Genomic DNA, 14,719 nt, shown 5'->3' with positions numbered 1-14,719 from the left:
GTTTATAGTTTATTCTAAAACTTATTTGTTTTACAGAAAGGATTTTTCCGTTGATAACGGAAAAAGGTATCCTGCTATGAATATCACTTCTGTTTTATATTGCACTTTTAAGTTTTAATACTTTGTTTATTGAATTTAACTTACATTTCGTTATTTACACCCATTTACAAGCCTTACTATATCTTCAGCTGATTCGCTCCTCAGAACTTTTTGGACCATTGTTCTGTTTTCAACTAAAGCAATGAGCCTTCGATACATCCCTTCCAAGTCTTCCTTAGGATTTTTCCCAATGTTTAACAAACAGATAAATTGAACCATATTCTTACCTGCCCATTCTATAGGCTTTTTTAATGTGCACACAGTCCAAAATGTTTCCTCTGTTTCTGGTTCGAATGGATGAGGAATGGCAACAAAATTTCCAAAGCTAGTTGCAGCGATTTCTTCCCTTTCAAATACAGAATTTACATAATCCTTAGAAACAAGTTTTTGTTTGCGTAATTCTTCACACATAAAACGGATTACGCTTTCTTTGTCATCAAAGTTTTTATGAATAAAAACTCTGGATTCATCTAGATATCTGCGTTCCTCGGAGCCCTTTACAGACCTCAGTTTCTCCTGAATACTTACAATATCTTCCCCTCCTAAAAAAGTATGAACAACTTGCACTGGAACTCCTATATCTTCTTTTAATGGAATCGTACTAATAATAAAATCAATTGAGGATAGATCGTATTCATTTAATTGATAGTAACTAGTTGTGGCCACAATATCTATTTCATCTTTAAATTCATTTTTCAAACGATAATACAATAATTTTGCGCTTCCAACACCTGAATTGCAAACCACAATTACTCGTTTTGTCTTTATTTGGATTGCCTTAATTCTTTCTAATGCCACGCCTATATGTAATGCAATATAAGCAATTTCGTGTTCTCCTACTTCAACCCCCAAGTAGTGCTCTATACATCTGCTAGCAATGGCGGCACCTTGAAAAGCACTAGGATATTTCCTTTTAATGTCATCTAATAATGGATTGCGAATACTCATACTATAGCGTAATCGATTCATCGCGGGTCCTATGTGCATAATCATAGCTTGAATGAATTCAGAGTCCCCATAAAAATCCCAATTAAAATTGGTTTTCAATTTTTCCAGCATACAATTAATGATGGTGCGTAAATTATCATTTTCGCTAGATTCATTTAAAACATTCTTATGAATTAATTTTGTACCTAACAAATGGACGATAATATAATTAATTTCAGCTTCCGGAAAAATTTTACCGGTAAACTCCTCAACTTCCTTAACAATTTCATTAGCTATTATACTTTCAAATGGATATTTTCCAATTACATCATGTTCGAAATTTTCAATGACAAACCCTTCATCAATCCTTTTGCATCCAATGGCAATATGAGTTGCCAAATTTTCAAGTGTAATGTCCGAAATTTCAAATTCATATTTATTCACCTTTTTTATGATGATTTCCCTAATTTTTTCAAACAGATTTTTATCCAATAGTTGTAAGGACTTACTGTCAATGTTTAAGTTGTTATTTCGACTTAAAATATAATTTGAAAGGCATATCCGCTTCATATATTCATCGCCCTCCACATGCATACCATAATGCGGTGTCGAAACTAACTTCAAATGATAACTCTCCAATATTTCACGGACCATTTTTAAGTCATTTTGCAACTTAGGCTTAGAAATAAATAGGGATTCCTCAAGACTTTCTAATTTTACTAGGTCCTTTCCTAATAACAATCGCCTTAATATATATATAACCCGATTTTGATGTTCGTAAAGATTTGATTGAGTATCATCCATGGAGTCTTTTTCATTAAGAGTAAATTCTTTTTCAAAAGTTGCAAAATCCTTTACTTTTAATAAATAGCCTTTTCCACGAAACGATTCAATAACAATTCCTAACAAAGCACTTTGTGATTGAAGTTCTTTGATCTCAGTTCTAATGGTTCTGTCACTTACTCCAAGTTCTTTTGCCATCCATTCAGACGTAACAGGGTCTTTTGACTTCATTAAAGACAACACGATGTCTTTTTGGCGTTTTGAAACCACTTTTCGGCCCCCTTTTCTATGTTCTTTTCTTAATTGATATTTACGTCCTTATTTTTATACTGCTTGAAAGCGTTGTCAAGTAAAAAATTTGACTTTTATTGAAGTATATAGAAAAAAAAGCATTTATTTTAGGGTTTTGACACAGCAATTCTTATGTCTAATAGTGAATATTTTTGATATATTATTTTTTTTATCTCTTAGGAATGTTTTCTCCAATTAGTGAAATTAATAATCTTACAGATAATCATGTTAGATAAGGCAATGAGAAAGGCTACAATTCATCAAGGACTTACTATTAAAATAGTAAGTCCTTAAATACTTCCATGGCAAAAAATCACAAAGATCATACTAATTTTAATGCTATAATTAAATGGGGTAATAGTGAATATTATAAAAAATATGGATACGATTGCGTTACTGGCCTAGGTACTCCACATTTTGATATACTTCTAAAATCACTATTATCTATGCCCTAAAATAAAATATTGGGAGGTAATAATGAATAAAAAATTTAAAATCTCATTAACTATCATCCTACTAATTATAATAGCATCAATAGGATTCTTATCTTTTTTACGATATTATGCACCATCAAAGCATAATATTGTATATTCACAAAATTTGAACAAAAAAGATTTAGATGCGGTGTTATCAGATTATATAAAAAATAATTATTTCAATTGGTCTAATGTATCCTCAAGTGAAAAATATGAAGCTCATAAAATTTATGGAATTGATGAAAAATTTGGACTTAAATACGTATATATGTATACATTCTTCGAATCTGATACAAACGCTGGAGGATCTAACCCATTAGTTGTTATAGTTAAAGAGGATTCGAATGGTACGTATTCCGTAGTAAATCATAAAGCACCTAGAGAAGGTGATGAGAACTGGATATCACTAAAAATAATATTTCCTCATAAGTATCTAGTTGCTATAAACTCAACTGAAACAGTAAAAGAATTGCAAAAAAAATAGATTCTACTAAATAGGTTCTTTAAGCCCTTAGGAAAACATTATTAATCTTTCAAAATAAAAAATTTGAATTAATTATTGATTTTATGAGTGCCATAAATAAGGCACTTATTTTATTGCAGAACTCGATTTTAAACGATGAATGAATCATAATGATTTCAAATATTAAATAATAATTTAATACTGAACATTGTCTATTTTGTATGTAAGCGTCAAAGTTTTAGTACCTTTAATAATTTCAAAAATAGCATTAAATGTAGATTGTCAAGTAGTTTTAAGTATAAATCAATAGTGTTATTATTTTATGTCTATCACGTACTAAAATCAAAATACTATTAAATTTTAAGCAAATGTAAATAATACTATTATTATACTAACTCCAATACATACCACTTTCGGAGGTACTTATGCTGACAAATGAAGAAAAAGCTTATATTGCTGGAATAATTGATGGCGAAGGTAGCATTATGCTAACCAAGTTTCACAGCAATGAATTTCATGCTCCATGTGTTTCCATAGCTTCTACAACCTTAGAACTTCTGCAATGGATTAAAGACAAAACAAATACCGGAGTAATTAGACGAAAGAAAAATTACGATACTGAAAGACATAAAGATTGTTTTTCATATACATTGAGATACAATGATGCAATAAACTTTCTAGAAATGATATCCCCTTACCTTGTTATTGAAAGTAAAAAGCGTAGAGCTTTAATGATTTTAAATGAATACAAAAGCTTAACGCCTAGAAATGGCAGGTATTCTGAAGAACTCTTAGAAAAGAAAAGAGAGTTTTACGAAAGGTTTATTGCACTTAAATAGGGAAAAACCCTAGACATTTCTGTCTAGGGTTTTATATGGTGGAGGCGAGGGGTCGTGCGCATATGTTATTACTAACACCACTGACTATATCTTCCAGATTATGGTAAATCACCTTAATCAGGCTTGGCGTATTATAGAAGCCTTAGTTTAGTTTGTGACTTCTATCCTAGTACTCCATACTTAAAAGCTTAGGAGCCTATGAGTCGATACGAGGCTGTTAAGTTTCCTTACATACCTCTCGGTATTGCCGTCATCGTCACATGGTACGGTTTCACCGATAAAGCCAAGTTTTCACTCAAGAATCACTTCTTGAGGCGACTCTTTTACGAATCGAACCCCTGTCCGAAAGCAGACCAGCCTGACTTTCTACGAGCGTAGTCTATATTTTAACATTCCCTCCACAAGACGCCTACAGACAGGCTTCTTGCTTTAGTAGCTTCATAAATTCCGTTCCTAGGTCAAAGCTTTCCTAGGCTCGGGGCCCCGCTATCGGCGCCAGACACTAAGCTGCGGGAAGCTTAGGCTGACGAGCTGCTACTAGGCAGCTAATGCAAAATTATCTTCTGCGTTTACATTTAGTGCATAGTTGATCACGTGGGACCATGCTTCCCCCGGCTCGCTTATCAAACCCATCTTACCCCCGTCGAAGCCAAAGCGCCCCCATATTATGGGTGATGAATTTGCAAACGCTAAATTTTTTCAATATTTAATTTTCTGAATTTTAATTATAAACCTTATAAACTTCTCTGTCAAGTTTATAGTGGTGAGTCGTATTTACTAACTCCTCATCACAAATATTATATTACAGCATTAATGAATTTATATCAACAGAGTTATTGATGGCAAAATTGTTTATCACTGATTCATATGGAATTAGTGATAACAATAGTATACTCCTCTCAGTTTTCCCACTGCAGAGAAAATCACATTAATTCTATGCGAAGTTCATCTAAGTGCCGTACATATGAATACATAAATCTCAACGCATTTAATATAGTCTTATCTTCACTATTTTATATTATGTTTAAGAATATTGTTGAAATTAAGTGGTTAGACAGGAGATGCTATATGAGCGAGTTATTAGAATTAAATGATTTGTTGAGATGTAGTAGCGTTAAAAAACTGTATTGTCCGAACGAAGTGAGTTATACAGTTTTAGCTATGAAATCGAAAAAAATCATATTAATTCTTTACGAAGCTCATTAAAACATCGGATGACTGACCACTTAATTTAAACGCACTATCGAAAGCACTTATTCATAAAAATTTTTCAATATTTATTGTTATAATTAAATCTTTAAAACATTATAAAATTATATAAATATATAGTAAACATGCGACTTTGAGAGAGATTTCACTTATTTTTGGAGTCTCCACTTTGTAACCTCTCATCATATACTAAAGTATGAATTAACAACGGAGGTATATCTATATGAAGTGGGTATTTGTAATAGCGACTGTATTTATATTTGCGCTAGTTTTTTATTATTCCGTAAACAATGAAAAAACAAGGACGAAGAAAAAAGCATTAAGTTTATATAGAAAGAAGCGGTATGATAAAACTATTTCTTTACTTGACGCTAAGAGAGCGCTCTTAGGTGAAGATTTTTACTATTCCCTCTTGATAGAGATATTAGTAGAAACTAAAGATATAGAAAAAATGCTACAGGCTTGCAAGGAAGCTTTGGATTCTAAAATTGAAAGCAGTATGCTTTATAACAATATAAGCTATGCTTATTTTGAAGCTGAGGATTTTGATAAATCTTTAGAATACGCTGATAAATGTATCGAACTAAATGATAAGTTTGCTGCTCCTTACGCAAACAAAGGTAACTGTTATTATCTCCTCGGTGATTTAGACAAAGCCTTAGAAAATTTTGATACCGCCTTAGGTATAAATAAAGAATTACCCGCTGCACTTTATGGAAAAGGTATATGCCTATATATAAGAAAAGATTATACTGAATGCGAAAAGTACCTCTTAAAATATACTAAGATAAATAAGAAAAGTATAAACACCTTTAAGATGCTTGGTGATTTATATTTTGAGAACAGAGATTTCAGTTCAGCTGCAAAAATGTATGAATCCATAATATCTGTAGACTCTACTCTCCCCTGGGCCTACTACGAACTTGGAAATATACTTTTCTATGAAGGTGACTTATTTAGGGCCTTAACCTCACTTGATAAAGCTATAGATTTAGATAAGGATTGCTATATCGCCTATTATTATAAGTGTAGGATTTTTTCACTCTTTAGACACATAGATGAAGCTTTTCAGTGTTTAGAAAAAGCTGTGGAAGGTGAAAAGTATTTGAAACTAATTGCTTTCGAGGATAATTTTCTGAATAATCTAAAAATTTATTCTAGATTTAAAGATATTGTAGGAAATAGAAAAACTGATATAATATCTGAATTGCAAGTAACAAGTGCAGATGATTAAAAAATCATGCTCTTTAGTGAGCATGATTTTTTAATATCTTGATCGTTCCTTCATTTGTCTTTCAATATCTCTCTTGTGAGCCTTTTCAAGCATAGAATCTCTCTTATCATAATTTTTCTTACCCTTACAAACAGCTAGATTAACCTTTACCTTACTTCCTTTTAAATAAAGAGCTAAAGGCACTAGAGTTAGTCCTTCCTGTTGTATAAGTCCTGTAAGTCTTGTTATTTCTTCTTTATGCAAAAGTAATCTTCTTTCTCTAAGTGGATCAACATTAAAAATATTTCCTTGTTCATAAGGGCTCACATGCATGTTTTTTATATAAACTTCTCCATTATATATATCTGCATAGCAATCTTTAAGATTAGCCTTTCCTGCCCTTATTGATTTAACTTCTGTACCTACTAGTTCTATTCCAGCTTCCATAGCTTCTTCAACGAAGTAGTCATGTCTGGCTTTTCTATTTTCAGCTAAAGTTTTATTATCATTCTTTCTAGCCATATAATCACATCCTAATGGTAATATATTGCCTCTATATTATAATATATTACCCATTTAATAACAAGTTCATAGCAGTCTATTTATTTTACTTTCACATCTTCACTGATCTTATCTTGACTAACATACCAATATGGTACTGCTAAGAAAAGTGACCCTCCAATAATATTGCCTAGAGTGACCCAACTTAAATTATGTACTACAGCACCTAATGTTAAAGCCTCATTATGTGGTAGCATAAGTGCTGCTGAAAATAATGCCATATTTGCTACTGAATGTTCAAACCCAGCTGTAGCAAAAGCAAATATACACCAAAAAAGCATTATCAGTTTTGCTGTTTCATCTTGTAATCTATAACATAGCCAAACTGCTAAACAAACTATGAAGTTACATAATATAGCTCTTAAAAACAATTGATCTGCTGGGTAATGAGTCTTAGATTCTGCGACCTTTAAAAGATATGTATCAGCCAGCCCTATGGGAGCCCCACTTTTTACATATATGTATGCAGACACTATAGAACCCGCCAAATTTCCAAGATAACATACTACTAATAATTTTATAGTATTCTTTATAGTAACAGCCTTCTCTAATAGTCCTACAGTTAAAACAAAACAATTACCAGTAAAAAGCTCTCCGCCAGCAAAATATATAAGACCTAAAGCTATTGAAAAGGTAAGACCTACAGCCATCTTTCCATAAAGCTTTCCATCAACATTCACTATACCTGCAGCTGAGTATGAAAGAGCTATACCTACTATAACGAAAAAACCTGCCATAAAAGCCAATAAGAAATATCTAAAAACACTATTATTAATATAATCACTCTTAACTTCTGATGAGTGGGCAACTTCCTTTATTTCATTCTTATACATTATGCATCACCTCTTTCACTCCTGATTTAAAAATAGCTTTCATAAGGATGGATAACATTTAGAATTTAAATGCAATTATTAAGCTATCCCTCTTCAAAAATATATAATTTATTACTTTTAAATACCAACTATCTTTATATATTTAAAAATATTATACTGATAATTATTATCATTTTCAATAGATTTATTCCACTTATTTCTTTCAAAATGTATCAGATGCGTCAGCAGTATCGTCTTATGAGAAAAATCTGACAAGCGAATAAGTTTTATTTTTTTACTGTATAGCCACAAAAAACTTCTAAAGTCATTGAAATATCTAGGTTTAATTAAATTAAAAATTTTATATTTTTTTATACAGCAAAAAAGCAGTATGAATAATAAAATTCATACTGCTTTCTATTTTAAATTATATCTCTAAAACTTATTAACAAATGGTGTATTCCAGTTATTTAAGAAAACATAGTCATTAAAATCCTTCTTAGGATTATGATCTTTTTGCTCATCACTATGTCCTACTGGTGTCATACCAACAAGCTTGTAATTATTTGGCGCTCCTATAGCATTTATTACTTCAGCTTCATTAGCTGCACCTACCCAACAAGTTGAATACCCCTCTGCAGTTGCCGCTAATATAAAATGTTCCATTGCTATAGCTCCATCTACCAAATAATATTCTTTACCGTCTATCTCCCCAGATTTGTCTGGTGAAGCTAAAAATACAGCAAGTAATGGTGCATCTTTTATACCTTTTGATACTTGACCATCATCGTTTAATACTGTATCAGCTATGGTATCCTTTATTTTTTTGTCATCTATTAATATAATCTTGTAACTAGTTTTATTTTTCCAGGATGGTGACATCATAGCTGCTGTTACCATTCTATTGAGTTTTTCCTTATCTATCGGACCTTGAGAATTGTATTTCTTTATACTTTGTCTTTCTCCAATAACTTCATAAAATCCCATCGCAATAACCTCCTAGACTTAGATAAAAGTTAAAGAACCACTTCACTCAAAATATTAAAAATAGATCTTTATGAAGGGTTCTTTACAACTTTATTATTATCTAATTATAAGTAGTTAATGCTAAGTAATTGCTTATATTTTGATTAGATTTTGGGTATCATGGGATTTCTCATCACCTTCCCAATAACCTTCTTCAAACTCCTCGAAGATTTCACCGTCTTCATCTTCATCATCAAAATCATTTAGCATTCCTTTTACATCTGGTACAGGAAGATCCATTTCAATTTCGCTTTCTGTTGGTATTACATCAAAGTATACTTCTCTGTTATCTATATCAACTCTTGAACATCTTACCGAAACACTGTCTCCTAATCTGTAGATCTTCTTTGTTCTTTCTCCAATTAGCATTAGATGGTCTTCATCATATACGTAGTAGTCATCGTCTAAGTCAGCAATACGTACTAGACCTTCTATTGTGTTTGGAAGCTCTACAAACATACCGAAGTTTGTTACAGATGATATTACACCTACAAACTCTTGACCTATTCTATAAGACATATACTCAGCTTTCTTTAAATCATCAACTTCTCTTTCTGCATCTTGAGCCAATCTTTCCATATCAGAAGATTGCTTTGAAGCAGTATCAACTATCTTCACTAATCTTTCCGATCTCTTCTCATCGATCTTTCCGTGAAGATGTTCTTTTATTATTCTGTGTATTTGAAGGTCAGGGTATCTTCTTATTGGTGAAGTAAAATGACAATAGTATTTTGCTGCTAATCCAAAGTGTCCCACACATTCAGGTGCATACCTAGCTTGCATCATGCTTCTTAGAAGAAGAGTACTAACTACAGTTTCTTCATTCTTTCCTTTGATCATCTCAAGTACATCTTGAAGATTGGATGGGTGTATGTCTTGACCCCATCTAACTGTATAGCCTAAGTTATATATAAAATTCTTAAATCTTTCTAGCTTTTCTTGATCCGGCTCTTCATGTATTCTATATACAAATGGAGTTTTTGTCCAATACATGTATTCAGCTACAGTTTCATTACATACAAGCATGAACTCTTCTATGATTCTATTTGCTATTTCTCTTTCATAAGGTTTAATCTCTATTGGCTTTCCTAATTCATCTAAAATTATTTTAGATTCTTCGAAATCAAAATCTATGGCACCTCTTTTTAATCTTCTCTTATTTAATATCAAACATAGTTCTTCCATAGCTTTGAAATCATCATAAAGATAATCATATCTCTTTATAAGATCTTCATTTCCGTCTTTTAGTATTGCTGAAACATCTGTATAAGTCATTCTTTCTGAGGTTTTTATAACACTTTCAACTATCTCATGATCTACAACATTACCTGACTTATCTATGGTCATAATACAACTCAAAGCTAGTCTGTCTACTTTAGGATTAAGTGAACAAATTCCATTTGATAACTTTTTAGGAAGCATAGGTATAACTCTATCTATAAGATATACTGATGTAGCTCTTTTAAGCGCTTCTTTATCTAAAGGATTTTTTTCTCTAACATAATGAGTTACGTCTGCTATATGAACTCCTAATCTATAATTTCCACCTGGCAGTCTTTCTATATTAACTGCATCATCTAAGTCTTTAGCATCTTCACCATCAATTGTTACCATTCTTACGTTACGTAAATCTCTTCTTCTCTTATATTCTTCTGCTGGTATTTCTTCCTCTATATTCTCAGCATACTCTATTACCTTATCTGGGAATTCTTCAGGAAGTCCATATTTTTTAATTATTGTTAATATGTCTAATCCCTTATCTCCCTTTTTACCTAAAACTTCAACTACAGCACCTTCTGGATTTCTTCTTTGATCAGGCCATTTTACGATTTCAACCTGTACTAAATCTCCAGTTTTAGCATTGTTCCTATCATTTTTAGGTATGAATATATCAAATTGTACTCTTTTATCTTCTGGCACAACAAATCCGAAGTTTCTTGAGTCTTCATATACTCCAATTATCTTTTTGTTTACTCTTTCAGTTATTTGAACAATTTCACCTTCACATTTTTTGCCTTTATCGTCTTCTTTTAATATCTTTGCTACTACCTTATCGCCATTCATTGCACCATTCATTGATGAACTTGGTATAAATACATCCTTTAAACCTTCTTCATCAGGTATAACAAACCCAAAGCCTCTTTGATGTACTTGTATTTTACCTGCTACAAGTCCCATTCTTTCAGGTAGTCCAAATCTGTCATGAGCAGTCCTTACTATAAGACCTTCTTTCTCCATAGTCTTAATTGCTCTTTTAAAAGCCTTATATTCATCTCTATTTATATCAAAAATTGTTGCCAAATCTTGAATATCCATTGGTCTATAAGCAGGTTCTTTCATGAAAGTAAGAAGTGTTTGCTTTATTCCCATAGCATCAGCCTCCATTTTTATATTATTTTTTATTATCTATTTTTCCCTATTCAATATCTTTAATACTTTAAAATTAAGCTTTTGAAATCATAACTAAAATATAGTTATTAAGAAATGTTTATTGCTATCATTCTATTTATATTAATTGAGATAAGTATAAAATTAGCATATTTTATGAAAAATCTATGATTTACCTCTATTATAATTGGATATACTAATTAAAGCAAATAAAGATAAATTAACACAATTATAATGATAAATAATAATTTAATTCTATAATAATATTAAAGATATTTTATATTTAATATTATTATAAAAATTAATTTGTCATTATGGAGATGCTATACGAATAAGCTCTTAGAAAAATGATTTTCGAAGATGCAATAGCGTTAATAAACTGTATTGTCCGAACGAAGTGAGTTATACAGTTTTAGCTATTTCATTGTAGAAAATCATATTAATTCTTTGCGAAATTCATTAAAGCATCGGAGAAATGACAACTTAATTTTAACTTTAAAGAATTTATTAATTAATAATAATTTTCTATTGATATTTGTTTTTATATGTATTATAATGAATTCACAAGCTACATAGGAGGAAGTCATGAAAAGATACGTTTGCATAGAATGTGGTTATATTTATGACCCGGCTATTGGCGATAGTTCTCAAGATATAGTACCAGGCACAGCTTTTGAAGCTTTGCCAGAATACTGGCTTTGCCCGATTTGCGGGGAGCCCTTAGATATGTTTGAAGAACTAGAATATTAATACTTACTTCCTATTCAAAACCGACCTCACTCTTTTAATACTATTCACAACAAATGATCACTAGGGCGTTAGCCTTAGTGATTTTTTGTCATTCGTGTTTTCTTAAGAATTGATAAAAAACTATATACCAACATTTTTATCTATGTAACTCAAAAAAATTAACATAGTAATTGATATTACCAGATTTATTTATTGGTTAACTTTATAATCTCTTATAAAGAAAAAAAGATGTCTGATTTTCTTCAAACATCTTTTAGTTAAATAAATCTATTTAGAAAATAAATTAGAGATTATGCCACCGTAGTTCGCAATCACCGTAGCAAAAACTAAAGAAACTATAGTCATTAGTTTTATTAATATATTCATAGCCGGACCTGCAGTATCCTTAAAAGGATCCCCTACTGTATCCCCTACCACTCCTGCCTTATGAGCAAAGCTTCCTTTTCCGCCATGAGCGCCAGCCTCTATATACTTCTTTGCATTATCCCAAGCTCCTCCTGCATTGGCCATCATTACAGCCATAAGTACACCAGTGCCTACAGCTCCAGCAATTGTACCTGCAAGTGCTTCAGTGCCAAATAACATTCCCATAACTATCGGTACAGCCACAGCTATAATTCCTGGTAATACCATTTGTGTTAATGCTGCTTGAGTGGATATATCTACACATCTAGTATAATTAGGTTTCTCTGTTCCCTCCATTATTCCTGGATGTTCTCTAAACTGTTTTCTTACTTCTTCTACCATGTTATTTGCAGCCTTTCCTACAGCTTCCATTGCTAGTGCAGCAAATATAAAAGGAATCATAGATCCTATAAGAAGTCCTATAAGAGTAAGTGGATTCAATAAATCTATAACCTTTAGATTTACAGCTTGAGCATAAGACGCAAATAGTGCTAATGCAGTTAAAGCCGCAGACCCTATAGCAAATCCCTTACCAATAGCTGCTGTAGTATTTCCTACAGAATCTAATTTATCTGTGATATTACGTACCTCTTCAGGCAAATCAGCCATTTCAGCTATCCCGCCAGCATTATCAGCAATAGGTCCATAAGCATCCACTGCTACTGTTGTAGCTGTAGTTGAAAGCATCCCTACTGCAGAAAGAGCTATACCATAGAGCCCTATCATCGAGTTATCTCTTCCACCTATTACAAAGTAAGCAACTAAAATACCCAAGGATATTAGTATTACAGGAGCTACTGTAGATCTCATACCTACTGAAAGTCCTGATATTATATTAGTCGCAGGTCCTGTTTCTGATTGATTAGCTATATTTTGTACATACTTATAATCAGAAGAAGTATATATTTCAGTTATTTTACCTATAGCAAGCCCAACTAAAATGCCAACGATTACAGCACCAAATGGTTTAAAGCTACCAAACATTGTATTGCTAAATATAGCAGAGCCTATTATCATAATAACTCCAGCTGTATACGTACCAGTATTTAATGTTTTTTGAGGATTATCTCCTTTTAAATTCTTAACTACCAATGAACCTATAATTGAAGCTATTATACCAACACAGGATACAGCTATAGGGAATAATATCCCTTCTTTCCCTGAAGTCAGTTCAATAACAGCTCCTAAAGTGATTGCTGAAATAATTGAACCTACATAACTTTCAAATAAGTCAGCCCCCATACCAGCCACATCTCCCACGTTGTCTCCTACATTATCTGCTATAACTGCTGGATTTCTAGGGTCATCTTCTGGTATGCCAGCTTCGACCTTTCCAACTAAATCAGCCCCTACATCTGCAGCTTTTGTATAAATACCTCCTCCTACTCTTGCAAATAGAGCTATAGATGAAGCACCAAATCCAAAACCAGTGATGTATTCAACTTTTAAGTCAAATATTATGGAAAGCAGCCCCAGTCCTAGTATCCCTAAGCCTACAACACACATTCCCATAACAGATCCACCTGAAAATGCTATAGTTAAGGCTTCTTTGATTCCTCTCATAGCAGCTTCAGTAGTTCTTACATTTGCTTTTACTGCAACCTTCATTCCAAAAAAACCTGCTCCTATAGAAAATAAGGCGCCAATTACAAAGCAAATTGCAGTTTGTATATGAACAAATATTCCGAGACAGATAGCAACAACTACTATAAATACAGCTAGGTATTTATATTCTCTTCTTAAAAAAGCCATTGCACCTTCTTCAATGTATCCAGCTATTTCATTCATTCTTTCGTTTTTTACCTCTCTTTTAACTATGCTACTACGCAGCATAAAAGCAAAGGCTAAAGCCAGTAGACCTGTTAGGACAGAAACTATTAGATAATCCATACAAATTCCTCCATTTAAGTCTATCAAATACATTATATCATATATAAAACTAATTTCCTGTGTATTTAAGGTTAAATTTCTGAATATTCAGTTATTTGTATGAATTATTTGTTTCTTGCTCCGAATATGTTTAATATTATAGATAAATTTAAGGTACTTAGATTGAATTTAGGTTGCGTTTAATATTGTTGTTAAAATCAAGCGTTCATGCCTGAGACACTCTACGAGCTAGATATTATAATTAAATAATCTTCTCACATAGATGCATTAAAGAATAATATTTTTATATGATTTTAATAGCACAAATATAAAGACTGACCAAATTTGGTCAGTCTTTATATCAAACTTATTATATAAAGTTTAGAGCTACTGTATTTAGAGCAAATAATATTGATGCAATTATAGTAACATTTCTAAGTGCAGCTTCTTTTGTTCTTCCTTTATTTTTAGAGTAAAAAGTTTCGCTTTTACCTTGGATTAATCCGCTTAGCGCATCAGCTTTGCTTGGTTGTAGTAATACTGATACTATTATGATTATTCCAATAATAACTTCTAATGCTGTTAAAACGTTATGCATTATAGTCACC

11 protein-coding genes and 1 other RNA gene are annotated in these 14,719 nt (G+C 31.9%); 4 read left to right on the top strand and 8 right to left on the bottom strand.

Going from position 1 to position 14,719, the window contains the following annotated elements; genetic code table 11:
- Positions 1-150: 150 nt before the first annotated feature.
- The gene (locus tag bsdtw1_RS02190) at positions 151-2,079 is read right to left on the bottom strand and encodes a BglG family transcription antiterminator (protein ID WP_183275967.1); all 1,929 of its coding nucleotides are present in this window, start codon (positions 2,077-2,079) and stop codon (positions 151-153) included.
- A 498-nt stretch (positions 2,080-2,577) separates the two neighbouring features.
- Here bsdtw1_RS02190 and bsdtw1_RS02185 point away from each other — a divergent pair, with 498 nt between their 5' ends.
- Together bsdtw1_RS02185 and bsdtw1_RS02180 are read left to right on the top strand one after the other, a co-directional pair.
- A complete protein-coding gene (locus tag bsdtw1_RS02185; RefSeq protein WP_183275966.1) occupies positions 2,578-3,060 on the top strand; it encodes a hypothetical protein in 483 nt (160 codons plus the stop codon).
- A 407-nt stretch (positions 3,061-3,467) separates the two neighbouring features.
- Complete coding sequence (locus bsdtw1_RS02180; RefSeq protein ID WP_183279712.1) at positions 3,468-3,878, top strand: LAGLIDADG family homing endonuclease; 411 nt, start codon at positions 3,468-3,470, stop codon at positions 3,876-3,878.
- Positions 3,879-4,204: 326 nt separating this feature from the next.
- Here bsdtw1_RS02180 and ssrA read toward each other — a convergent pair.
- Positions 4,205-4,532, bottom strand: a transfer-messenger RNA (tmRNA) gene (gene ssrA, locus bsdtw1_RS02175).
- Positions 4,533-5,310: 778 nt separating this feature from the next.
- Here ssrA and bsdtw1_RS02170 point away from each other — a divergent pair.
- Positions 5,311-6,321, top strand: coding sequence for a tetratricopeptide repeat protein (locus tag bsdtw1_RS02170; protein ID WP_183275965.1), 1,011 nt, complete (start codon positions 5,311-5,313; stop codon positions 6,319-6,321).
- Between the two features lie 30 nt (positions 6,322-6,351).
- Here bsdtw1_RS02170 and smpB read toward each other — a convergent pair whose 3' ends face one another.
- From smpB to rnr, 4 genes are all read right to left on the bottom strand, one after another.
- Complete coding sequence (gene smpB, locus bsdtw1_RS02165; RefSeq protein ID WP_183275964.1) at positions 6,352-6,822, bottom strand: SsrA-binding protein SmpB; 471 nt, start codon at positions 6,820-6,822, stop codon at positions 6,352-6,354.
- Positions 6,823-6,902: 80 nt separating this feature from the next.
- Positions 6,903-7,694, bottom strand: coding sequence for a formate/nitrite transporter family protein (locus bsdtw1_RS02160; RefSeq protein ID WP_183275963.1), 792 nt, complete (start codon positions 7,692-7,694; stop codon positions 6,903-6,905).
- Positions 7,695-8,108: 414 nt separating this feature from the next.
- On the bottom strand, positions 8,109-8,660 hold the full coding sequence (locus tag bsdtw1_RS02155; protein WP_183275962.1) for a nitroreductase family protein: 552 nt from the start codon (positions 8,658-8,660) through the stop codon (positions 8,109-8,111).
- Positions 8,661-8,792: 132 nt separating this feature from the next.
- Positions 8,793-11,069, bottom strand: a complete 2,277-nt coding sequence (gene rnr / locus bsdtw1_RS02150) for a ribonuclease R (RefSeq protein WP_183275961.1) — start codon at positions 11,067-11,069, stop codon at positions 8,793-8,795.
- 603 nt (positions 11,070-11,672) lie between these two features.
- On the opposite strand from rnr, the gene bsdtw1_RS02145 reads away from it, so the two are divergent.
- On the top strand, positions 11,673-11,837 hold the full coding sequence (locus bsdtw1_RS02145; RefSeq protein WP_183275960.1) for a rubredoxin: 165 nt from the start codon (positions 11,673-11,675) through the stop codon (positions 11,835-11,837).
- Between the two features lie 267 nt (positions 11,838-12,104).
- Here the strand turns inward: bsdtw1_RS02145 and bsdtw1_RS02140 are convergent, their stop codons facing one another.
- The gene (locus tag bsdtw1_RS02140; protein ID WP_183275959.1) at positions 12,105-14,132 is read right to left on the bottom strand and encodes a sodium-translocating pyrophosphatase; all 2,028 of its coding nucleotides are present in this window, start codon (positions 14,130-14,132) and stop codon (positions 12,105-12,107) included.
- Between the two features lie 349 nt (positions 14,133-14,481).
- The gene (secG, locus tag bsdtw1_RS02135; protein ID WP_183275958.1) at positions 14,482-14,709 is read right to left on the bottom strand and encodes a preprotein translocase subunit SecG; all 228 of its coding nucleotides are present in this window, start codon (positions 14,707-14,709) and stop codon (positions 14,482-14,484) included.
- Positions 14,710-14,719 lie beyond the last annotated feature (10 nt).

It is taken from the genome of Clostridium fungisolvens (assembly GCF_014193895.1).
GTDB lineage: Bacteria > Bacillota > Clostridia > Clostridiales > Clostridiaceae > Clostridium_AR > Clostridium_AR fungisolvens.
This window is presented reverse-complemented; position numbering and strand designations above follow the sequence as displayed.

Excerpts from the sequence above, each read along its gene's own strand:
- bsdtw1_RS02185 (WP_183275966.1), top strand. The coding sequence starts at position 2,578 with ATGAATAAAAAATTTAAAATCTCATTAACTATCATCCTACTAATTATA.
- bsdtw1_RS02170 (WP_183275965.1), top strand. The coding sequence starts at position 5,311 with ATGAAGTGGGTATTTGTAATAGCGACTGTATTTATATTTGCGCTAGTT.
- smpB (WP_183275964.1), bottom strand. The coding sequence starts at position 6,822 with ATGGCTAGAAAGAATGATAATAAAACTTTAGCTGAAAATAGAAAAGCC.
- bsdtw1_RS02160 (WP_183275963.1), bottom strand. The coding sequence starts at position 7,694 with ATGTATAAGAATGAAATAAAGGAAGTTGCCCACTCATCAGAAGTTAAG.
- bsdtw1_RS02155 (WP_183275962.1), bottom strand. The coding sequence starts at position 8,660 with ATGGGATTTTATGAAGTTATTGGAGAAAGACAAAGTATAAAGAAATAC.
- rnr (WP_183275961.1), bottom strand. The coding sequence starts at position 11,069 with ATGGGAATAAAGCAAACACTTCTTACTTTCATGAAAGAACCTGCTTAT.
- bsdtw1_RS02145 (WP_183275960.1), top strand. The coding sequence starts at position 11,673 with ATGAAAAGATACGTTTGCATAGAATGTGGTTATATTTATGACCCGGCT.
- bsdtw1_RS02140 (WP_183275959.1), bottom strand. The coding sequence starts at position 14,132 with ATGGATTATCTAATAGTTTCTGTCCTAACAGGTCTACTGGCTTTAGCC.
- secG (WP_183275958.1), bottom strand. The coding sequence starts at position 14,709 with ATGCATAACGTTTTAACAGCATTAGAAGTTATTATTGGAATAATCATA.